The organism is Streptomyces sp. NC-S4 (assembly GCF_054353315.1).
This window is the reverse complement of record NZ_CM135937.1, coordinates 360931-380825: the sequence shown is the minus strand read 5'-3', so window position 1 is coordinate 380825 and position 19895 is coordinate 360931. Positions and strand designations below refer to the sequence as shown.

The 19895-nt window shown below is 72.4% G+C and carries 19 protein-coding genes; 6 read left to right on the top strand and 13 right to left on the bottom strand.

Features of this window, described 5'->3' with window-relative positions:
- Nucleotides 1-19: 19 nt before the first annotated feature.
- The 3 genes from argB to ACXNSR_RS01930 form a co-directional block, all read right to left on the bottom strand.
- Complete coding sequence (gene argB, locus ACXNSR_RS01940; RefSeq protein WP_458640380.1) at nt 20-937, bottom strand: acetylglutamate kinase; 918 nt, start codon at nt 935-937, stop codon at nt 20-22.
- Nucleotides 938-960: 23 nt separating this feature from the next.
- Entirely contained in the window at nt 961-1596 is a 636-nt protein-coding gene (locus ACXNSR_RS01935) for an isochorismatase family protein (protein ID WP_458640379.1), read from the bottom strand.
- A 179-nt stretch (nt 1597-1775) separates the two neighbouring features.
- Nucleotides 1776-2423: a serine/threonine-protein kinase gene (locus ACXNSR_RS01930; RefSeq protein WP_458640378.1), complete on the bottom strand. Its 648-nt coding sequence runs from the start codon at nt 2421-2423 to the stop codon at nt 1776-1778.
- Between the two features lie 190 nt (nt 2424-2613).
- On the opposite strand from ACXNSR_RS01930, the gene ACXNSR_RS01925 reads away from it, so the two are divergent.
- The gene (locus tag ACXNSR_RS01925; RefSeq protein ID WP_458640377.1) at nt 2614-3153 is read left to right on the top strand and encodes a GNAT family N-acetyltransferase; all 540 of its coding nucleotides are present in this window, start codon (nt 2614-2616) and stop codon (nt 3151-3153) included.
- A gap of 48 nt (nt 3154-3201) precedes the next feature.
- Entirely contained in the window at nt 3202-3972 is a 771-nt protein-coding gene (locus tag ACXNSR_RS01920; protein WP_458640376.1) for a hypothetical protein, read from the top strand.
- Nucleotides 3973-4214: 242 nt separating this feature from the next.
- Here ACXNSR_RS01920 and ACXNSR_RS01915 read toward each other — a convergent pair whose 3' ends face one another.
- Together ACXNSR_RS01915 and ACXNSR_RS01910 are read right to left on the bottom strand one after the other, a co-directional pair.
- Nucleotides 4215-5054, bottom strand: coding sequence for a class I SAM-dependent methyltransferase (locus tag ACXNSR_RS01915; RefSeq protein WP_458640375.1), 840 nt, complete (start codon nt 5052-5054; stop codon nt 4215-4217).
- Between the two features lie 113 nt (nt 5055-5167).
- Nucleotides 5168-6343: an alpha/beta hydrolase family protein gene (locus ACXNSR_RS01910; RefSeq protein WP_458640374.1), complete on the bottom strand. Its 1176-nt coding sequence runs from the start codon at nt 6341-6343 to the stop codon at nt 5168-5170.
- A gap of 461 nt (nt 6344-6804) precedes the next feature.
- Here ACXNSR_RS01910 and ACXNSR_RS01905 point away from each other — a divergent pair, with 461 nt between their 5' ends.
- Nucleotides 6805-7167: a subtilase-type protease inhibitor gene (locus tag ACXNSR_RS01905; protein ID WP_458643535.1), complete on the top strand. Its 363-nt coding sequence runs from the start codon at nt 6805-6807 to the stop codon at nt 7165-7167.
- Between the two features lie 98 nt (nt 7168-7265).
- Here ACXNSR_RS01905 and ACXNSR_RS01900 read toward each other — a convergent pair whose 3' ends face one another.
- The 3 genes from ACXNSR_RS01900 to ACXNSR_RS01890 all read right to left on the bottom strand — a co-directional run bounded on the left by ACXNSR_RS01900 (nt 7266) and on the right by ACXNSR_RS01890 (nt 12699).
- A complete protein-coding gene (locus ACXNSR_RS01900) occupies nt 7266-10157 on the bottom strand; it encodes an acyltransferase family protein (protein ID WP_458643534.1) in 2892 nt (963 codons plus the stop codon).
- Between the two features lie 14 nt (nt 10158-10171).
- Entirely contained in the window at nt 10172-11854 is a 1683-nt protein-coding gene (locus ACXNSR_RS01895; protein WP_458640373.1) for a glycosyltransferase family 2 protein, read from the bottom strand.
- A gap of 239 nt (nt 11855-12093) precedes the next feature.
- Nucleotides 12094-12699, bottom strand: coding sequence for a TetR/AcrR family transcriptional regulator (locus tag ACXNSR_RS01890; protein ID WP_458640372.1), 606 nt, complete (start codon nt 12697-12699; stop codon nt 12094-12096).
- Nucleotides 12700-12837: 138 nt separating this feature from the next.
- On the opposite strand from ACXNSR_RS01890, the gene ACXNSR_RS01885 reads away from it, so the two are divergent.
- Nucleotides 12838-13776, top strand: a complete 939-nt coding sequence (locus ACXNSR_RS01885) for an alpha/beta fold hydrolase (protein WP_458640371.1) — start codon at nt 12838-12840, stop codon at nt 13774-13776.
- 212 nt (nt 13777-13988) lie between these two features.
- The gene (locus ACXNSR_RS01880) at nt 13989-15125 is read left to right on the top strand and encodes a hypothetical protein (protein ID WP_458640370.1); all 1137 of its coding nucleotides are present in this window, start codon (nt 13989-13991) and stop codon (nt 15123-15125) included.
- 97 nt (nt 15126-15222) lie between these two features.
- Here ACXNSR_RS01880 and ACXNSR_RS01875 read toward each other — a convergent pair whose 3' ends face one another.
- The 3 genes from ACXNSR_RS01875 to ACXNSR_RS01865 form a co-directional block, all read right to left on the bottom strand.
- Nucleotides 15223-15867 carry a ScbR family autoregulator-binding transcription factor gene (locus ACXNSR_RS01875; protein WP_458640369.1) on the bottom strand — a complete coding sequence of 215 codons (645 nt, stop codon included), beginning with the start codon at nt 15865-15867 and terminating at the stop codon, nt 15223-15225.
- 179 nt (nt 15868-16046) lie between these two features.
- A complete protein-coding gene (locus tag ACXNSR_RS01870) occupies nt 16047-16322 on the bottom strand; it encodes a hypothetical protein (protein ID WP_458640368.1) in 276 nt (91 codons plus the stop codon).
- Nucleotides 16323-16414: 92 nt separating this feature from the next.
- Nucleotides 16415-17467 carry an FAD-dependent monooxygenase gene (locus tag ACXNSR_RS01865; RefSeq protein WP_458640367.1) on the bottom strand — a complete coding sequence of 351 codons (1053 nt, stop codon included), beginning with the start codon at nt 17465-17467 and terminating at the stop codon, nt 16415-16417.
- A 98-nt stretch (nt 17468-17565) separates the two neighbouring features.
- Between ACXNSR_RS01865 and ACXNSR_RS01860 the strand changes: the two genes are divergently transcribed.
- Entirely contained in the window at nt 17566-18309 is a 744-nt protein-coding gene (locus ACXNSR_RS01860) for a TetR/AcrR family transcriptional regulator (RefSeq protein WP_458640366.1), read from the top strand.
- A gap of 37 nt (nt 18310-18346) precedes the next feature.
- On the opposite strand, the gene ACXNSR_RS01855 is transcribed toward ACXNSR_RS01860, so the two are convergent.
- On the bottom strand, nt 18347-19027 hold the full coding sequence (locus ACXNSR_RS01855) for a 2-phosphosulfolactate phosphatase (protein WP_458640365.1): 681 nt from the start codon (nt 19025-19027) through the stop codon (nt 18347-18349).
- A 112-nt stretch (nt 19028-19139) separates the two neighbouring features.
- Nucleotides 19140-19895: a restriction endonuclease gene (locus ACXNSR_RS01850; RefSeq protein ID WP_458640364.1), complete on the bottom strand. Its 756-nt coding sequence runs from the start codon at nt 19893-19895 to the stop codon at nt 19140-19142.

Below are 19895 nucleotides of genomic sequence, written 5' to 3'. Positions count from 1 at the left end.
AGGTCGGCCCTCCCCCGGTTCAGCGGGGCACTTGCCCTCTCTCCGGCGGGCCGTCCGGCGGACCGTCGGGCACCACCGTGGTGCCGGTGTGCTCGTCGGCGAAGACTTCCAGGACCAGGGCGTGCGGAACCCTGCCGTCCAGTACGTGCGCCATCCGTACCCCGGAGCGCACCGCACGCAGGCAGCCCTCCATCTTGGGCACCATGCCCCCTGCCATCGAGGGCAGCAGCCGCGCCAGTTCACCGGCGGTGAGCCGGTCGATGATCTCCGTGCTGTGCGGCCAGTCCGCGTAGAGGCCCGCGACGTCGGTGAGCATCACCAGCTTCTCGGCGTCCAGCGCCTCGGCGAGGGCGGCGGCCGCCAGGTCCGCGTTGATGTTGTATACGTTGTCGTCGTCGGCTCCCCGGGCGATGGGGGAGATCACGGGGATGCGGCCGCGCTCCAGCAGCCCCCGTACGGTGTCGGGGTCGACGTGCACGATGTCGCCCACCAGGCCGATGTCCACCTCGGCGCCGTCCACCACGGCCGGCCGCCGGACGGCGGACAGGGTGCGGGCGTCCTCTCCGGTCATGCCCACGGCGAAGGCTCCGTGACGGTTGATCAGTCCGACGATGTCCCGTTGGACCTGCCCGGCCAGCACCATGCGGACGACCTCCATCACGGCGGGGGTCGTCACCCGCAGACCCGCCGCGAAGCGGACCTCCAGAGCGAGCTGCTCGAGCATCGCACTGATCTGGGGGCCGCCGCCGTGCACGACGACCGGCCGGAGCCCCGCGTAGCGCAGGGAGACCACGTCCTGGGCGAAGGCCGCCTTGAGCTCCTCGTTCACCATGGCGTTGCCGCCGAACTTGACCACGACCGTGCGTCCTTGGAACCGCTCCAGCCATGGCAGGGCCTCGATGAGTGTGCGCGCCCGCGGCGCCGCCCGTCCGTTCACGGGGTGGGGTGTGCGGTCGTCATTCAGGCTTCCAGTTCGTCGATGAGGGTCGAGGTGGTGTGTACGACGGCGCCCCCTGCGGCCGTCCAGCGCAGGGCGAGCGCGTGCTCCTCCGCGGAGGTGTCCGCCACGGCGTCGGCGACGACGAATGGCTGGATGTCGTTCATGAACGCGTCCGCCGCGGTGAGCAGCACCCCGGCGTGGGCGAAGATGCCGCACAGGATCAGCTGGTCCCGGCCCGTGGTGCGCAGGATGCGCTCCAGGTGGCTGCGCAGGAAGGCGTTGTGCCGCGCGTTGGTGATCAGGTGCTCTCCCCGGCGCGGGGACAGTTCCTCGGTGATCGACACGTCGCGGTCCGCCGCCACCGGTTCGCTCTCCATCTCGGCCGCGAGACCCCGCTGTTCGGGGCGCTCGCCCGCCGGTACGACGCTGAAGACGACCGGGAGGCCGAGCCGCCGTGCGGACCTGCGCAGGTCGGTGATGTTGCCGATCAGGTCCACCAGGGGTGGGTGATCGCGGGGGAAGGGCCGGAGCAGATGGTTCTGCATGTTGTGTATCAGCAGGGCGGCCCGGTCGGGGTCGACGGACCAAGGCGCCACGGAACGCGGCACGAGGTCCTGGGTCGGCATGGGATAGGGGGCGATGGTCACAGGGCCCACGGCTGGATCTCCTTGTCACCGGCGCTGCGCGGAGCGCCGGTGGTGAACGGGCGCGCGGAGCTCGACGAGGGACGGGGGACGCCCCGACCTCATCTCGTAGTTAGCTTAGCCTAACCTAAGTGTCACGGGGGAGGGGTGAGCGGAGCCCCCCGGAATTCCTTCCTCGTGGGATCGGGCGCTCAGTCCAGGCGTGCGGTGCGGTCGTCCAACCCGCCCGAGGGGTCGTCCGGTTGGCTGCCCGGGGACAGGAGGGGGTCGTCGAGCTGTACGATCCGGTACCCGACCCGGCGGCTCGCCGCCTTGGGGGGCCTGCGCCGCCGGCCCGCACCGGTCTGCATCGAGCGCGCCCGCTGGGCCGCCGCGATCAGTGCGCCCACGGGGGGCGCCTCGGCGCGCAGGCGGTTGAACCCGCGCACGGAAATACCCACGAGCGTTGCCGCGGCCGGCCAGGCGGCCCCTTTGCGGATCGCGTTCAGCATCAGCTGTAACGCGGCCGGGGTGGGCGCCGCCCCCGGTCTCAGCCCGTGCGCCTCGGCCAGTGCGTGCGCGGCGCGGAGCGCCGTGGCGAAGCTGGCGTCGATCTCCAGCCACTCGCACAGGATGCGCTCGGGAACACCGGCCGCCGCCGCGCACCCGGGGATGGTCAGTCCCTGGGCCGCGCCGCGGAGGGCGTCCGCCATCCGGGCGATCGTCTCCTCCCGCTGACTGGGCGTGCGGCGCAGTGCGTCGCGCAGCGCCCGGTCCATCTCCTCCTGGGAGCTCATCCAGGCCAGTACGTCGTCGGCCCATTCGTCCTGCTGCGCTTGGTCTTGCGCGTTGTCCTGCATCCCTGCACCCCCACTCTTAGGTAAGCCTAACCTAATAGCGAGGGTGCGAGGGGAGATATGCGGCCATAGTTGTGGGATTCCCGGGGCGTGGCCAGTGCACCCCAACCAGGCCGGTTCATAAGACTGTTGAAGGATGAATCGGCCTCGCCCCCCCGGATCATCCGCACAGGCCTGCGATAGGTTGCCCACCATGACCGAACTCGTGCCCGACGCCCGGCCACCCGCCCCGATCCGGACCGAACGGCTCGTGCTGCGCGGGTCCGAGGCCCGGGACCGTGCGGCGTTCATCGAGCTGTTCGCATCGCCGGAGGTGGGCACCTACACAGGCGGCGCCCGACCGCGTGCCGAGCTCGAGCGCGCCGCCCCCGAGGTGCCCGGGCGGCGCCCCAGCCTCTTCGTGGTCGCCGTCGACGGAGCGATGATCGGCATGGTCACGCTCGATCGGCGCGCCGCGGAGCGCCCGGGGCATGTCCGCCCGGAGGCCGGGGAGGCCGAACTCGGCTACATGTTCCTCCCGGAGGCGTGGGGTCACGGCTACGCCGCCGAGGCGTGCACGGCGGCTCTCGACCGGTTCGCCGACACGCATCCGGGCGAGCCGGTGGTCCTCTGCACCCAGACCGCCAACGACCGCGCGCTGCGCCTCGCGGCGAAGCTGGGCTTCACCGAGGTGGAGAGGTTCGAGGAATTCGGCGCCGAGCAGTGGTTCGGCGTGTGGCACCCCGCACGCTGACCGCCATCAGTGAACGCCTTGCCCGGGCCCGTCGGACGGTCGTGTTTGATGGCGACCAAGTCGTGGCCGCTCGCCTCGTGGCGGTTGAATGCTCACGTGGTGAACTGGGAACGAATGTACGACTGCCGGGGGGGCGTTCATCGCGTCCCCGAACTCCTGGACCGGGTCGAGCGCGACAACGACGCGGAGGCGTGGGACGAGCTGGGCCACCTCTTGCTCCTCGAGCGCGAGTTGGTGTTCCCCGCCAGCTTCGCCGCGCTGCCGCGCCTGGTGCGTCTTGCGGCGCGGAACGGCCGGGCGCGTGGACTGGCCGGGGCGATCATGCGGTGTGCGGCAGGAGGGCACGGCTGCGACGATCTGCTCGCCGAGTGTGCCGCTCCCATCGCGGAGCTCCGTGAGCTGCTGGGCCGGCACCTGCGGTCGCGGCCTGCCGACTACCTCACGACGTACCTCGACTTGCTCGCGGTGGAGGAGCAGTATCACTGGAGCGCGGTCATGGGGGATTTCTCGGACGACTTCTACGTGATCACCTGCCCTCACTGTGCTGCGGAGGTGACGATCGCCATCGGCGGCTACGGGTGCTATTCGGCGATCAGGGACTGGCACCGGGGTGATGTGGACCGACGGGATCTGAGACCGGCGTCCCCCGAGGACCTCTCCGGAATCGGCGGATGGATGCATGCGATTGCCGTCCGCGATGGGCAAGACCGTCTCGCCGAAGGGATCGTCTGCCTCTTCGGCCGGGCGGAATGCCCTGGCTGTGCCAGCGTCTTCAACATTGCTGACGAGTACGCGTCCGCCAACCGCCCCGTCATGTGAGTGGCGACCTGAGCCGGTTCGCGCCGTGTGAAGGCGTAACCATCGGTGGCGGCCACCGGGTGTCGTCGGTGGTCCAGGACCCTGGCCGCATGAGCCGTGCGCCAGGAGCACCACGCCGCTCCGATCAGTCGACGGCGGTCCCCTCGAGCTTGACGATCCGGCGGGGATCGCCAGGCGGGTCACCCCTAGCATCAGGTGGCCGGCACCACACCCCGGCGGCGCCCAACCGCGCCGCCTGTGCGCTACGGCGTGGCGCGCAGGCGGGCCGCCGCGTAGGGCGGGGCGCCGAGCGTCAGCAGGCGGAACAGGCCCGCGGCCGCGCGGTGGCCGACGCTGATGCGCTCCATCACCCGGCGGTCGCCGATCCACTCCCAGCCGGGCGCCACTGCGGCGAGCCCGCGGCCGCCCCGGACCCCGGAACGGAACTGCGCACCCGTGGCCTTGACGATGGGGTGTCGCCCGCTGAGCGCGATCTTCGGGTGGAAGAAGTCCGCCACCAGCTCGGCGGCGGGAAACGCGGACCGGCAGGAGGCCAGGAAGGACCGCAGGCCGACCGGGTCCAGGTACATCAGGACGCCCTCGGCCAGGACCAGCACGCTGCGCCGCTCCCCGGCGAACGGGAGCAGCTGATCCGCCCAGCCGGGCTCGGTGAGGGAAGCGGCGAACACGCGGGAGCGGTCCCCCGGCAGCAGCTCCGCCCGCAGCCGTACGACCTCGGGCACGTCGACGCCGAGCCAGGTGACGGAGGCGGGCAGGGCACCCGCGAGCCGCTCGGCGCGGGTGTCGAGGCCGATACCCGCCGAGACGACCACCGCGTCGGGGTGTTCCCGGCAGAAGGCGGCGGTCAACTCGTCGAAGACGATGGCCCGGTGGACCGAGCCGAGCGCATTGCTCCGGTCGGTCAGCACCTCGGGCGCGCGATATCCGGTCGAGGCCAGTACGGAGGCGGCCGCCGGGTCGCGGAACGCGGTGCCCGGGAGGAGCTCGGCCGCGCGGGCCCGACCGTAGAGGGGGGTCAGCAGGGTCATGGCCACACCGCTCAGGCCATGGGCGGGAGCGCCGCCCTCGGAGGTGTTCGGCATCCGCGTGGAATCCTCGGTTCGACTCGGTCCGGCTCGCTTCGACTTCGTTCGACTTGGGGCGGCGCGGAAACGGGGGCACCCGCCGGGACGGGCGGGCACCCCCGTGCAGGGCGTCAGCTGCGGTGGAACACGACCTCCGGGTCGGCCGCCGTCGGACCGTCCAGGCGCGGCGCCGGCTTCCCGCGCAGGTGCAGGTCGAAGAAGTCGCCGACGTACGCCCGGGTGATCTGCCCGGAGCGGGTGCCCGACAGCGGTGTCTCCGGGTGCGGGTACCCGACCTGGTCGCCCAGTACGGGCCAGTCGGTGAAACCGGGATGTCCGGCCCCCGTGACGGTCAGCCAGCGCTTCCAGCCGTCCAGCCGGGGCCAGGTGTCCTCCCAGGAGGTGTCGGGGAAGTCGGGCGGCAGCAGGGCGGGGTCACCCGCGAGCATCAGGAAGGGACGTCCGCCGAGACCGGCCTCGGGCACGGGCGTGAAGAAGGTGCCGTCCATGTTGACCCCGGCGTCCACGCGCGGGTCCACGGCCATGGTGGCCGATGCGGCGGCCCCGCCGATCGAGTGTCCGGCCATGCCGATGTGCCGGGGATCGATCAGCCAGGAGTACCGCCACGCCGGGTGCGGGCCGGTCAGCCGGTCCAGGAGGAACGGGATGTCACGGGCCCGGCCGTCGGAGACCCGGTTCAGCGACCCGTCCGGGAACACCTGCTCGCACGCCTTGCAGGTGAGCATCCGGCCGCCGGGGAATTCGGTGCCGTCCGACTCGTACGCGTGGTCCACCGCCGCGACGACGTACCCGCGGCTGGCGAGGTCCTCCGCCAGGGTGGTCAGCGAGGAGCGCGGCATGGTGAAGCCGGGGGAGAGCACGATCAGCGGGTAGCGGTTCGCGGCGGGCCGGGGGAGTGCGTCCGTCCGGGCGTTCGTCCGGGTGGCCGCGACGCGTTCCGGGGTGACGTACTCGCCGAGCTGCCCCCGGTCGGTGAGCAGGGCCTTGGCCTCGGGAGCGCTCATGTAGGGAGCGGGATTTCCGGTCCGTGCGAGCGCCGGGTAGTAGAGCGACAGGAGTAATTCCCGGTCGGCCGTGGGTACCCAGGGGTCCTTGCGCTCCCGGTCCACCAGGTGGAGGGTGTCGCGGCCCACGGCGAAGCCGCCGGTGGGTCGCGGGAGTTCGAGTCTGGAGACGCCGGCCGGGGCGGCCGCGGTCGCGGCCGCGGCGGGCGTGGTGAGCGTGCCGGGTGCGGCGAGGACCAGACCGGTCGCCACCGCCGTCAGCATGCGGATGATCTTCTTCATGCTGGCATCGTAGGGCATCTTTAGGTAAGGCTTACCTAATTTTATCGGGACGTCGCGGAGTTGGGTCGGTGGCGTGTGGTGCCCTCGGGGGTTCGAGCGTGCATATCCGGTCAAGCTGAGTGGCCGTCGGGTGAACCGTGCGCGGCCGGCAGCAGGTCAGGGAGGGGTGGGGCTGCACGTCACGGACGGCGCGACCGGTGACGGGGTGCGGCGACCGGGTGGGCGCGTCCCCCGTGAGCTGCCCGAACGACCATTCGTTCGCCGGTATGCGGATGCTCTGTCCGTAAATCGGTGATCGATGTGCGACTTGGCTTCACGTCAGACAGTCTGATCCCGCAACGGCGCGATATCGAAACCAAATGTCGCGTTCAACCTTTGAATCGAAAGAGAGTTTTGTCGTGCGCCACCGCATCGCAGCCGCCTCCGCCGCCACGCTCCTCTGTCTGGCCGGCACCTCCGGAATGGCGGCCGCCCAACCCTCCAGCCTGTACGCCCCGTCCGCCCTGGTGTTCGCCGTCGCGCAGGGCGACGACGCCGCCACGTCCACCGTCGTCCGGGCCTCCACCCTCAGCTGCGCACCGACCGCGCAGGGTACCCACCCGGACCCGAAGGCCGCCTGCGCCGCCCTCAACGCGACCGGCGGAGCGCTGGACCGCCTGCTGGCCTCGCCGAACCCGGACCGCGCCTGCCCGATGCACTACGCCCCGGTCACCGTCACCGCCGACGGTGTGTGGAAGGGCAGCCGCGTCGCGTGGAAGCACACCTTCTCCAACAGCTGCGTGATGTCCGCGACCCTGGGCGGCAACGCCGTCTTCTCGTTCTGATCCCGCGTCGGGACCCGTACGGCGCGCCCCGTCACCGGACCGTTTCCGGCCCGGTGACGGGGCGCTGGCTTCCGCCACAGGTCTGTACCTCTACCCCGCTACCGGTTCCGGTCCCGGACCGACACGGTGACGTGGTCCACCCGCATCGCATGGCCCGGCTCGGTGGCCGGACCCGCGTTCGCGCCGTCGGCGAGCGGCAGACTGCCGCCGACCGCCACGTTGAGGATCAGGAACAGCCCGTGGTCCACGGCCGATTGCCACGTTCCGGGATCCATCCGGTCCGCGGTCACCCGGTGGTACACGCGCCCGTCCAGATACCAGCGCACCTCCTGCGCGCCGGGCGCGAGATCCACCTCGACGGCGTACGAGTGGAACGCCGTACGGCAGCCGGCGCACGGCTGCGGACCGGAGGTCAGGCCGGCGGGCTCCTGGCACGGGCCGCCGTCCAGGACGCCGCAGTGCATCGTGCCGAAGACGGTGTCCCGCCCGTTCACGGACTCCATGACGTCGAGCTCCCCGACACCCGGCCACCCCGTGTACCCGTCGCGCAGCGGTGCCCCCAGGGTCCAGAAGGCCGGCCAGTACCCGGCAGCCTTCTCCCCGGTCACGTCCGGCAGGGCGATCGACGCCTCGATCCGCAGGACCCCGCCGGGCGGGGGCGCGAAGTCGGAGCGCCGCGTCTCGATCCGCCCCGAACTCCACCGCCCGTCCTCGCGGGTGGGCACGATCTCCAGCGCGCCCTTCCCGTCGAGCCGGACGTTCTCGGTCGAGTCGGTCATCGTCTCGATCTCGCCGGTGCCCCACTGCGGCGCGGGGCAGCCCGGGTAGCAGGTGCCGGTGTCATGGATCCAGTCGGCGGCGGACGGAGGGGTGCCCGCCGGGCCGTCGAAGTCGTCGCGCAGCAGCCGCGTCCACCCGTCCGTACCCGGCGCGGGTGTCACTGGTGCCGGTCCCGCTCCACCCGCCGAGGGCAGCAGCCCTCCCTCCGTCAGCAGCCGCTCCAGCCGGTCGGTCAGGACCACGGCCGCCACGTTGGTCAGGTGGGCGGCGTCCCGGTAGAGCAGGATCCGGTCGAGCACGGCCGGGCAGGTCGGCCCGTCGCCCGGGCACAGGACCTGGTTCACGCCGACGCTCCGTACGCCGGGCAGTGCACCGGAGGCGATCCACCGCGCCAGCGGGTCGGGCAGCTGGGCGTCCGCGCGGCTGAACGCGCAGTCGGCGGGGGATGCGGGACTGCCGGACACGCACGCCGGGATATCCCTGCCGGGTACCGGTGTGTCCTCGACGTAGACGATCGGCGCCCCCAGGGCGCGCAACGGCGTCAGTGTCCTCTCCCAGGCCTCGGCGAGCAGCTTCGCGTCGTCGGTGTACCGGTTGAGCGAGGCGATCACGATGAGGCGCGGCTTCGGCTGCTGCCGCAGCCGCTCCAGGGAGTCCGCGCGCCAGGTGTCGCACTCCCGGTACGCCCGCCCGAGCTGCGGGCTGTCCACCGCGCCGAACAGGCAGTCCGGGCTGCGCGTCTCGGCCGGGGCGACCTCGCAGGCCCCGTCCGGCGGGAAGTCCCCGCGCGCCTGCGCGGGACTCGGCATCACCGGCCCGTCGACGAGCGGCGTACCGGCCGTGCGGGCGAGCAGGGTGGGGCCCGAGGCGGCGCCCGGGGGCAGCCCCTGGATGTCGACCGGGCCGGCCGGGCCCAGCACGCGCAGCGTCGTCGTACCCACCACCAGCGCGAGGACCACCGGCAGCACGATCGCCGACACGCCCACCGACAGCCCGCGGCGGGGGAGTTCGGAGACCGTACGGCTGCGGCGCAGCGGCTGCTCGACCCAGCGCATCGTGGCCAGGGCGGGCACTACGGCCGCCAGCGTCAGCGCGGTCTTCGCGGGCCAGCCGAGCGTGCCGAGCCGGGCCTCGGCGAGGACGAGCACCGGCCAGTGCCACAGGTACAGGTTGTAGGAGAGCCGCCCGACGGCCCGGGGCGCCCGCCCCGCCAGCAGCCGCCCCACGTCCCACGTGCCCGGCGTGTGCCGCTCGCCCCGGCCGGGTATCGCGGCGAGGATCACGGCGGCGGTCGCCAGGGTCGGCACGAGCGCCGCACGACCGGGGTACGGGGTCGTGGCATCGTACGACACGACGCACCAGCCGATCGCCGCGGCCCCGGCCCAGCCGCACAGCAGCCGCAGCGGGCGCGGACCGCGCATCAGGTGCCAGGGCAGCAGGGCGAGCAGCGCCCCGACCCCGAACTGCCAGACCCGCGAAGGAGTTCCGAGGTACGCGAGCGAGACCGAGTGCCCGGTCCAGTGCACCGCCAGCGCGAACGAGACCAGGCTGAGCGGGGCGGCGGCCAGCACCACGACGAGCCGTACGGCCCGGCCCCGGCGTACCGCCCGGGCCGCGCACAGCACCAGTACCGCCAGGAGCGGGGCCCAGAACAGGTAGAACTGCTCCTCGACCGCGAGGGACCAGAAGTGCAGCAGCGGGCTCTGGTCGTGCCCGGCGGCGAGGTAGTCGGTCCGCTGCGACACGAACCGCCAGTTGGCGAAGGACAGGGCGGCCGCGACGACGTCGTACTCCATGTCGGCGCGGCGCAGCGGTACGGTCAGCCAGGCTCCGGCGATGGCCACCGCGGCGAGCACCACGGCGGCGGAGGGCAGCAGCCGCCGGGCCCGCCGGGAGAAGAAGTCGCCGAGCCGGATCCGGCCGGTGGTGACCGCCTCGCGGACCAGCAGGCCGGTGATGAGGTAGCCGGAGATGACGAAGAAGACGTCCACGCCGACGAAACCGCCGGTCGCCCAGGGAAGACCGGCGTGGAAGGCGAGCACGGCGAGGACGGCTACCGCGCGCAGGCCCTCGATGTCGGGCCGGAAGGCGGACCGGTGCGGGCTCGGCCCGGACTCGTTGCCGGAGCGGGTACCGGACGGTGGCTTTCCGGCCTCGGGAGCGGTGCTCCGGCGGGGCCGGCGCCGGCCGGGTGTGACGAGGAAGGACATGCGGATGGTGCCTTTCAACTCAGCCAGGGAAGCATCGGGTCGACCCACCCCGATGCCAGCAGGCCGGTCAGCAGGAGGACCGCGGAGGCGGCTACGGTCTCGGGCCAGCGGCGCGGCAGCACGCCGCCGCGCGAGCGCAGCGCGGCCCGTACCCGGGCGCGCACCGGCCCCGCGGCCGGGTACAGCTCGGCCACCAGGTCCCGGATCAGCGGGACGTTGATCTGGCACTGCACCAGGAGGTAGAGGAGCAGCCCCCAGTTCGGCTCCCAGCCGTTCCGGGCCACGGCCAGAGCGAGACCGGTGGCGGCGGCCCCGTTGGAGAGGACGAGCCAGCCCAGCGAGACGGCGACCACCCGGCGGGCCATCCCGCCCGGAGCGCCCGCACTGCGCGTACCGGTGGGCACCCAGGCGGCGCTGCGCCCGCGCAGCGTGTGCACGAACGCGGTCGCGGCGGCCACGCTGGTCAGGACGTTCGCCCGGATGACCTCCACCCGCCAGCGGGTGCGGCTGATCCGCGGCAGGAGCACGTGCCACAGCCACAGCGGGGCGAGCAGGGGCAGGACGTGCCAGGGCCGGATGTGGTCCGGGAACCAGAACATCATCACCAGTGGCGGCAGCGGCGCCGCGAAGGTGTTCACCGCGGTGGTCAGATAGCCGACGATGCCCTCGTAGAAGCACAGCCGCATCCGCCAGGGCGCGCCCATCCGGCGCAGCACGGGCGTGCCGAGGAGGTGGAGGTTGCCCATCGCCCACCGGTACTGCTGGTTGACGAAGGAGGTGACCCGGTCGGGCGAGGTGCCCTTGGCGACCAGCACCGGCACGTACAGGGTGCGGAACCCCTGCTCATGCAGGGCGAGTCCGGTGTACAGGTCCTCGCTGTGGTCGAGCCGGGCGAAGCCGCCGGCCAGGTCGATCGCGCTGCGCCGGTACACGGCGTTGCTGCCGCAGCAGATGGCGGCGTCGCTCGCGTCCCGGGACGGCTGGATCCAGCGGAAGAACCATTCCTGCGCGGAGCCGGCGGCCCGCTGGATCCACCCCATGGACTCGTCGGTGTCGAAGCACTGCGGGCTCTGCACGATGCCGACGGCCGGGTCGGCCAGGTAGGGCACGAGGTGGCGCAGGAAGTCGGGCCGCGGGGCGAAGTCCGCGTCCAGGATCGCGATGAACCCGGCGCTGCTCAGGGTGAGCGCGTGGTTGAGGTTGCCGGCCTTCTTCAGGTGCCCCCGGTCGGGCCGTACGACGTACTCGTAGCCGTACGAGGCGGCCAGCGCGGCGACCTCCGGCCGGTCGGCGTCGTCCAGGACCCAGACGGTCAGCGCGCCGGGCCAGTCGACTTCGGCGACCGCGCGGTAGGCGTTGCCCAGGACGTCGAGCGGTTCGCCGCAGGTGGGCAGGTACAGGTCGACGTCCGGAAGGGTCGCGGGCCGCCAGGCGTGGACGAGCACCTCGTGCGACTGCCGGGTGAGCCGGCGCTGGCGCAGGCTGTTCACGGAGGACAGGACGAGGGCGACGAGGTTGAGCCCGAGGACGGCGAGGAACGCCCACAGGGCCGGAGTCCGCAGGGCGAAGGTGAACATGGTCGCCGCCGTGAACACGAAGGCGAGCGAGGTGCTGACGAGGACCCAGCGGCGCTGCGGACCGAAGTACCAGAAGAGTTCTTCGTCGGATGGTGGTTGCGGAAGATGATGAAAGGTCATAAAGCCCCCCACGGCTGTGCATGTACCCGTTTCAGGTGGCCCATCCTAATGCCAAAGGTATAGACCAGTTATTGCGAGCGTGTGGCACCGGAGTCAATGCGCCACGGATTGGCGTGACTTCAATGGTCCAGACCTCTCTGGTCACCATTCGACCGGCCGTGCCCGGCAGGTCCGGGAAGGTGCGGGTCACGCGGGGGTGAACAGTCCGGGAACTCGCCGGGGCGGCGGCGGGGTGGAGGTCAGGCGGTGGTGAAGATCCGGTCGAGGTGGTGGTGGAGTACCGCGACGGCCGATTCGGGCGTCCGCTGGCCCACCAGGATGCTCGTGCCCATGGTCGCCGTCATGGCGAGCAGGCTGATCGCCTCCGTGCGCGCGTCGGCGCCCGGATCGGCCAGGCCGCTCTCCTGTGCCTGCCGGAGCAGGCCGGTGACGGCGTTCTCCGCGGCGTCGGGGTTGTCGATGAACGGCTGGGCGGCGAGGGCCTCGTCCGTCACGGACAGGATCGAGTACGAGCTGTAGAGGAGGTGGAAGGTGCGACCCTCCTCGTCGGTGGGGAGGGAGGCCAGGAGCAGGGCCTCGACGGTCGCGCGCGGGCCCGGGTTCGGGCCGGCGGCGCGCAGGCGCTCGCCCACGCGTGCGGTGAAGCGGTCCGTGAGGTGCTGGAGTCCGTAGAAGAGCAGCTTCTCCTTGGTCTCGAAGTAGTACTGCACGAGTCGCAGCGACACCCCCGCCTCCGCCGCGACGTCGCGCATGCCCACGGCGTGCAGCCCGCGCCGCCCGGCCACCTGGATGAGCGCCTCGGCGATCTGGGCCCGCCGTTCCTCGTGGTCCACGCGCTTCGGCATGTGTGGTGTCTCCGCCCGTCGGTGGTGCGCCCGGTTTCGCGGTCCGGACCGCCCGGACTCCTTCATGGTACCGCTGTACCATCTTTATGGTACGTTCGTATTACGAAGAATCGATCTTCGAAGAGCCGGAGGTGCCCCGTGCCCGAGAACGCCACCCGAACCCGTCCGCGCCGCGACGTCGGCCGCTACGTGAACGACGAGCTGCGCGACCGGTACTTCGCCGCGAGCGACGCGCTCTACGCCATGGGCGCACCCGCCCGTCACGAGACGGACGTCGAGACCGGCTTCGGCACCACGCACGTCTACCGCTACGGACCCGACGACCCGGCCGCCGAGTCCCGCACTCCGGTCGTCCTGATCCACGGCGCGGGCTACTGCTCGGCCATGTGGTACCCCAACACCCCCGCACTCAGCGCCGAACGCCCCGTCTACGCGCTCGACACCCCCGGCGACGCCGGCCGCAGCGTCCACCGCGAACCCATGTGGCAGCCCGAGCGCGCGGCCCAGTGGCTCGACGAGGCGCTGGAGGGGCTGGGCCTCGACCGGGTGCACCTCGTCGGCTCCTCCTACGGCGGCTGGCTCGTGCTCAACCAGGCGCACCGCCGACCCGGCAGGCTCGCCTCCGTCACGCTGCTCGACCCGGGCGGCCTGGAGAAGGTGGGCCTGCGCTTCTTCGCCTGGGTCTTCGTCAGCCTGTTCGCCAGCTTCGCGCCCAAGGCGCTGCGTCCGCGCCTCGCCGCCTGGCTGGAGCAGCCGGTCATCGTCGTGCCCGAGCTGCGCAAGTGGGTCCAAGTGGGCGCCCGTGCCTTCCGGATCCGGCGCCCCGCACCCCTGCCGCTGGCCGAGGACGCGCTGCGCTCCATCCGCACCCCGCTCTACCTCGTCCTCGGCAAGCGCAGCCTGCTCGTGCACCCGAAGCGGCAGCTGGAGCGCGTGCCGCGCCTGATACCCGGCGCCCGCGCGGAGATCGTCGCCGCGACCGGCCACGGCCCGCAGATCGACCACCCCGACCTGGTCAACGCGCGGATGCTGAGCTTCATGGAGGACGTCGACTCCCTCGCCCCGGCCGACGCCTGAGCCCGACCCGGTGCCTCCGGATGTGTGGGCAGGTCCGGAAGTGACGCGTCGCTTGTCCGGATCGTTGCTTTTCCTCCCGGTCCGGCAGGGCAAGGATGTCTCCCTGCGAGTCGGCTTCCACGTGACGTGATCCGGGGGGATTCATGACAACGAGAACGCGACGCACCAGGAACAAGAGGGGGACAGGGCGTACGGGGCGCAGGGGCTTCGCCGTGGCGGGCGGTGTTCTCGCCGCCCTCGGCCTGACGGCTCCCGCGCAAGCGGCCGCGGGGGGAACCGCCGCACCCTGCAAGCCGTCCGTCCAGGTCCTTCAGAAACTGCCCACCACCGACGATCCGCATCCGAGCCCCTGGGTGCGCCACACCCAGGTCTCGGCCATCGCGCCGGGTAACTCGCGTCTGGCGGTCGGTATGTCCGGCATGAAACCGGCGTACTGGATCGGGGAACAGGTGTACGCGGTGCCGGTCCCCGCCGGCTCCGGCACGGGCCGGCTCGAGGACGTCAACCGGTCCGGCCTCATGGTCGGGCAGGTGACCACCGGGGAGGGCAGCCTGGCGTTCAGCTACCGGCACGGCGATCCCGCCATCACCGTACTGCCCGGCGGGGGCGGGGCGAGCGGGGTCAACGACCGGGGCGTCATCGTCGGCAGTCACTGGGACGCCGCCCAGAACCGGACCATCGGCGTGGAATGGTCGCACGGCAGGGTGCGCCGCGAACTGCCCTCGCCCGCCGGATACAAGCTCTACGAGACGTCGGGCCTCAACAACGCCGGGCAGGTGTCGGGCAACGGAACGGAGCTGGAACGGCGCCCCGGCGCCCAGTTCCTCGCTTCCCCGGGGCTCTACTGGCCCGCGTACCCGGACTCGACACCCCTGGTGATGGCGCCCTTCGACGACACGGGGGACCACCACGTCACCCGGGCGATCGACGACTCGGGCCGGATCGTCGGCTACGCGCGGCGGGGCACGGGGCCCGACAGTGCAGAGTTCGCCGTGGTGTGGAAGCGACCCGACGGCCCCGCGGTGTACGCACCCTGGGCGCCCGGCGCGATCGGCGGAACGTTCGACGCGATCAGCCCGAACACCGGCGTCGCGGTCGGCCTGGCCGAGTTCAGGTACGGGTCGCCGCGCCCGCAGGACAGCCCGCCGGCCCGGGCGCAGTACTGGACCGGCAAGGGGCCGATGCGCGTCCTGCCCGGGCTGGGCCCGTCCCTGTTCACCGCCGCCTTCGCCGTCACGGACGACGACCGGGTCGGCGGAGCCGCGCTGGACGCGCAGAACAGGGTGGTGCCGGTGATCTGGACCTGTGCGTCCAAGCAGGCGTACGTCCTGGAGAGCCCGCGGCCGTAGGGCCGGTTCGGTTCGTACGGTCGGGGCAGGGCGGTCTCGGGCACGCCGTGGCGAGCACCCCCGTGGTTCGCCACGGCGTGTGCGGGGCCGTCCTGCGTCAGCGGATGGGGGCGGGCGGGGCCGTCTCGGGCGTGCCCGTGGGGTGGAAGCGGGTGATGCGCTGCGGGGGGACGATCGTGGGGAGGAGGAAGTTCCACAGGTCGGTGACCCGCGTGTGGAGGTCTTCGCGGCGGGTGCGGACGTGCGAGGTGACCTGGATGCCGGTGAAGGCTCCGACGAGCAGGGTCGAGAGGGCCCGGACGTCGAGCGACGGGTGTATGTCGCCGCGCTGCTGAGCGGGGGTCAGGCAGCTGCGGCAGGTGTCGATCCAGGCGTCGTAGGGGGTCGGGTCGGGGTGGGTGAAGGAGCCGAACTCGATGACCAGGCGGATGCCGGCCCGGATGCGGACGTCGGTGCGCAGGCCGTGGGCCATCCGGTGGGTGAGGTCGATGACGGTCTGCAGGCCCGGGTCCTCGACGGCGGGGAGGTGTTCCGCGACCTGGAACTGCTCGTCCATCAGCGTACGGGCGAGGGCTTCCTTGGACGGGAAGTGGAAGTAGAGGGCGCCCTTGGTGACTCCGGCGTGCTTGACGACGTCGCTCAGGCTGGTGCCCTCGAACCCGCCGAGATCGAAGGCGGCCGCCGCGCCGTCGAGTATGGCTTGGCGGGTGATCTCGGCCCGCCCCTGTCTGGCCCTCGCCACGTTCTGCTCGTCCCCTTGGTCACTGCCCGAGCGGTGTTCGCCGCGGTGTCCCGTCAATCTAGTCGGGCGATGCGAAAGGAAACCAGTTGGCAGGTACTTTTCTGCGAAGGCGCCGCGCGGTTCGGGGAGTTGTGTGGTCCTTTGCGTGATTCTTTTCGGGCGACGAGCGCGCTCGAACGTCAAGAGGCTTGCGGTGAGGGCGAGTTGACCGGGTGGTCCGGGTAGTCCGGGAGTGCGAGTGCGGTGGCGTCCTTCGCCGCCTCGAGCATCCTGGCGAGGATGCGGGGCCTGCTGAGCGCGGTGTTGCGCAGACGCAGGCCCAGCCTCGACGAGGGGGCGAGGAAGCGGCCGGTGCGGGCCCCGCCCTTCTGGCGGTCCCGGGCGTAGGCCGTCTCTTTCGGATCTTGCCGGGCCCGCGACGCCCGGCACCGCACCCGGCCGCGTTGTCGGGACACCCGAGTACGTCCAGTACACGGGCGCCCCTCCGCCTTGCCGTGCACGGCACCGGACGCCGCGGGCTCGGCCGACAAGATCCGAAAGAGACGACCTAGCCGCGCAGCATGGATTCGTAACGGGCGAAGGCGGCCCGGTGGTCCCCGGGCGAGCGGGAGAGCTCGCCGGCCAGGACGTACGCGCCCAGGATCGCGGTGCCGGTACCCATCCCGCCGATGGTCGCACCGCAGGCGGCGTCACCGAGGAGGGCGATCCGGCCGGCCGACCAGGCGGGGACGTCGGCGCGGCTGATCGAGTCGAAGTAGAGGTCGTCGGCGGTGTCGAGGGACGCGAGGAGCCGGTCCACCTTCCAGGGCAGACCCGCGAACACCCGGCGCAGGAGCTGTTTGTGGGCCTCGGGGTCCTGGCGGTCGTACGCGAGCTCGGGGGAGGCGAAGACCAGGAAGGCGCGGGCCCGGGCGGGCTCGGAGCGGTCCGCGGCGAGGCTGGCGAGGCGCCCGGGGGCGTTGTGGCCGATGGAGCCGGTGCCGGGACGCAGATCCAGGCCCAAGTGGTCGGGCAGGCTCCAGGTGGCGGCGTAGTGGCCGAGGTGGGTGACGTGGTCGGTGTCCGGGCCGAAGGCGAGGCGCCGGACGTTCGAGTGGAGTCCGTCGGCGCCGATGACGAGATCGAAGGTGCGGGGCCGGGCGTGGCGGAAGCTGACGTCGACGCCGGTGGCCGTCTCGGTGAGGGAGGTGAGGGAGTCCCCGAAGACGTACTCGGCGCCCGCGGCGAGCGAGGCCTCGTAGAGGATCCGGGAGAGGTCGCCGCGCAGGACTTCGAGGTCGCCGCCGGCGAACTCGGCCGGCAGGTGCAGGAGTCGGCGGCCGTGGGCGTCGACGAAGGTCATCGGGCTGCCGCCGGTCCGGACACGGTGGAGCGCGCCCAGGACTCCCATCCTCCGCAGGACGTGGAACTGTGCCCCGCCGCGGAAGTCGACGGCCTGGCCGCCCGGGCGCAGGGCGGTGGCGAGCTCGACGACGGTGGGGCGCAGGCCGTGGCGGGCGAGCCGGTGGGCGAGGGCGGGGCCCGCGACACCGGCGCCCGAGATCAGGACGGTGCGGGCCGCGGGGTGCGGAGCACCGGTCGGTGCGAACTGTGCGGTCATGGAGGACTCCTGGCCCGGGAAATTAACTGCGTCCGGTGGACGCTAATTCAATCCGTGTACGGTAGACGCAGTTTTGGTGCGAGCGCAAGGTGAATGCGATGACGAGCGAAGAGTGGGGCCCGGCCGTACGCCTGCTGTGGGGGCCGCCGCCGACCGGACCCGCGCGCGGACCGAAGCGCGGGCTCACGCTGGAGGGGATCGCCCGGGCCGGTATCGGGATCGCAGACGCGGAGGGCCTCGGCGCCGCGTCGATGCAACGGGTGGCCGCGGAGCTGGCCGTCACGAAGATGGCCCTGTACCGGTACGTGCCGGGCAAGGCCGAACTCGTCGCGCTGATGGTGGAGGGCGCCATGCCCGTGGCGGCGCAGTCGACGGCCGGCCCGTGGCGGGAGCGGCTCGAGGAGTGGGCGCGGGGGCTGCTGGAGGGCCTTCGGCTCCATCCGTGGTTGCTGGAAGCGACCGTCGGCGTACGGGTCATGGGCCCCCGGGAGCTCGAATGGATGGAGCGGGCGCTCGCCGCGCTCGACGGGTGCGGGCTGACCGGGGCCGAGGCGATGGACGCGGTGGTGCTGCTCGCCGGGCACGTACGCGGTATCGCGGAGCAGGAGCGAGCAGCCGGAGCGGGACCCGGGTCCGGGGCCGCGGGGGAGGGACCGGATGCCCGGCTCGCGGCGATGCTGGGCGAGGTGATGCGTGAGCACGGGGAACGGTTCCCCGCACTCGGAGCCGCGCTGGCCTCGGCGGCGGCACACGGCGGGCGGGACCAGGCCCTGGAGTTCGGGCTGGGCCGCATCCTGGACGGGCTCGAACTGCTGATGGCCCGCCGCGCGGACGGGAACTGACGTCACCCACGGGCCGACGCCGACCCGGTGCTGCCGCTCAGTCCGATTCGCCCCACGGACGGAGGACCATGAGCGGGCCCTCCGAGGTCGCCACCATGGCGAAGGGGAAACGGTCGATCTCGAGGCAGAGCGCGACGTCGTCGGGATGGACTCCTCGACGCACACGCTCCGTCAGCTCGACTGCGGCGCGCGACCGTGCGGCGCGGCCGAGGAACTCCGCAGCGTCCGTCTCCGCCTCGGTGGCCCTGCGGGCGATGTACTGGGCGCACGCCAGATCTTCATCGGCCCGCCCGTCCTCGCCGGTTACGACGAAGGTGACCGCGTCACTGTTGCGCGCCCGCAGGATCCGGGCCGTCGCCTCCGCCACCACGAAGCCGGCGCACAGCACCAGCGATGCCTCCTTGACCGCAAGGGCGCCGACCGTTCCTGCCGTGGTCTTCTGCACGACGGTCCGTCCGCCGAGGTCGACCGACCGCAGCCGGCCCGGCGAGTTGACCAGGTCGAACCCGGGAGCGGGCGGGCCGTCCTTGAGCGCCACCCAGTCCGGGTGGCGGGCTTTCAGTGCCAGGGCCTCGTCCAGCGACTCGGCGAGAACTATCTTCTCCGCCCCTTGGGCAAAGGCCCAGGCGGCCACGGTGAAAGCGCGCATGACGTCGACCACGACCGCCACGGACGGGACTGCGGACAGCTCGCTGATGCCAAGGAATCGCGTCTCCATGCTGTTCATGATCGCCCATGTCCGCCCCGGGACACCCGGAGTCGGAGACGAAGGGCCGACCCGTGGCCGCGAGCCTCCGCGGTCCGTGCCGATGCGGCGCCCCGCTCGGACCTCATTGCGGCGCCCGACCGCCCGGCGCCGCGGTGAGGTCCGAGCGGACCGCGTCCGAGGCCCACGGCGGCGGCCGTACGCCCGGCTCGGTCCACGCCGCCAGGGCCTCGCCGTCGACACAGACGATCCCGCACGTGGCGGCGTACTCAAGGGCGGGCGCCGTGAACCGACCGGTGGTGACGATGACCGCGACATCGGCTTCGTGGACGGCGAAGCAGGTCCCGCCGAAACGCTGCAGGTCCTGCGAGCCGACCCGGTTGTCCTCGGCATAGTGCTTGCACTGCACGACGACGCGCAGCCCGTCCGGGGTCGTGGCGATCACGTCGGCGCCCAGATCACCCGCGCCGCCCACCACTTCCACCGGAGTGCAGCCGTCGCGTACGCAGAGAGCGGCGATGGTGTGCTCGAAGCCGTCGGCATCGACCGCGGCATGGTCCAGCGCGTCGGCTCCGACATCCGGCAGATCCGTCGCGGGGCGCACGCCCGTCGCGGAGCACGCGCCGGGGTCGGGCGGCGGAGCCGTGGAGCGGCGCCGAACAGGTGACGCGCTCCATCCGGCGAACGCCACGCCGATCAACAGCACCACCCCCGCGGCCGCCGGCAGGACCGGCAGCCGTGTCCCGGCCGCCGAGATGGCCTTCACGAAGACGGCCAGCCCGCCCACGGCCGTACCTGCCAGTCCCACGGCGAGCACCAGATCGCGCCCGAGCGTCGCGCCGCTCCGTGGGACCCCGCTCCTGTTCTCCCTCCGTGTCAT

What these genes read in the sequence shown, in the direction of transcription:
- ACXNSR_RS01930 (WP_458640378.1), bottom strand. Translation starts at nt 2,423, where the DNA reads ATGCAGGACAACGCGCAAGACCAAGCGCAGCAGGACGAATGGGCCGAC.
- ACXNSR_RS01925 (WP_458640377.1), top strand. Translation starts at nt 2,614, where the DNA reads ATGACCGAACTCGTGCCCGACGCCCGGCCACCCGCCCCGATCCGGACC.
- ACXNSR_RS01920 (WP_458640376.1), top strand. Translation starts at nt 3,202, where the DNA reads ATGGCGACCAAGTCGTGGCCGCTCGCCTCGTGGCGGTTGAATGCTCAC.
- ACXNSR_RS01915 (WP_458640375.1), bottom strand. Translation starts at nt 5,054, where the DNA reads ATGCCGAACACCTCCGAGGGCGGCGCTCCCGCCCATGGCCTGAGCGGT.
- ACXNSR_RS01910 (WP_458640374.1), bottom strand. Translation starts at nt 6,343, where the DNA reads ATGAAGAAGATCATCCGCATGCTGACGGCGGTGGCGACCGGTCTGGTC.
- ACXNSR_RS01905 (WP_458643535.1), top strand. Translation starts at nt 6,805, where the DNA reads ATGGCGGCCGCCCAACCCTCCAGCCTGTACGCCCCGTCCGCCCTGGTG.
- ACXNSR_RS01900 (WP_458643534.1), bottom strand. Translation starts at nt 10,157, where the DNA reads ATGTCCTTCCTCGTCACACCCGGCCGGCGCCGGCCCCGCCGGAGCACC.
- ACXNSR_RS01895 (WP_458640373.1), bottom strand. Translation starts at nt 11,854, where the DNA reads ATGACCTTTCATCATCTTCCGCAACCACCATCCGACGAAGAACTCTTC.
- ACXNSR_RS01890 (WP_458640372.1), bottom strand. Translation starts at nt 12,699, where the DNA reads ATGCCGAAGCGCGTGGACCACGAGGAACGGCGGGCCCAGATCGCCGAG.
- ACXNSR_RS01865 (WP_458640367.1), bottom strand. Translation starts at nt 17,467, where the DNA reads ATGACCGCACAGTTCGCACCGACCGGTGCTCCGCACCCCGCGGCCCGC.
- ACXNSR_RS01860 (WP_458640366.1), top strand. Translation starts at nt 17,566, where the DNA reads ATGACGAGCGAAGAGTGGGGCCCGGCCGTACGCCTGCTGTGGGGGCCG.
- ACXNSR_RS01855 (WP_458640365.1), bottom strand. Translation starts at nt 19,027, where the DNA reads ATGGAGACGCGATTCCTTGGCATCAGCGAGCTGTCCGCAGTCCCGTCC.
- ACXNSR_RS01850 (WP_458640364.1), bottom strand. Translation starts at nt 19,895, where the DNA reads ATGACACGGAGGGAGAACAGGAGCGGGGTCCCACGGAGCGGCGCGACG.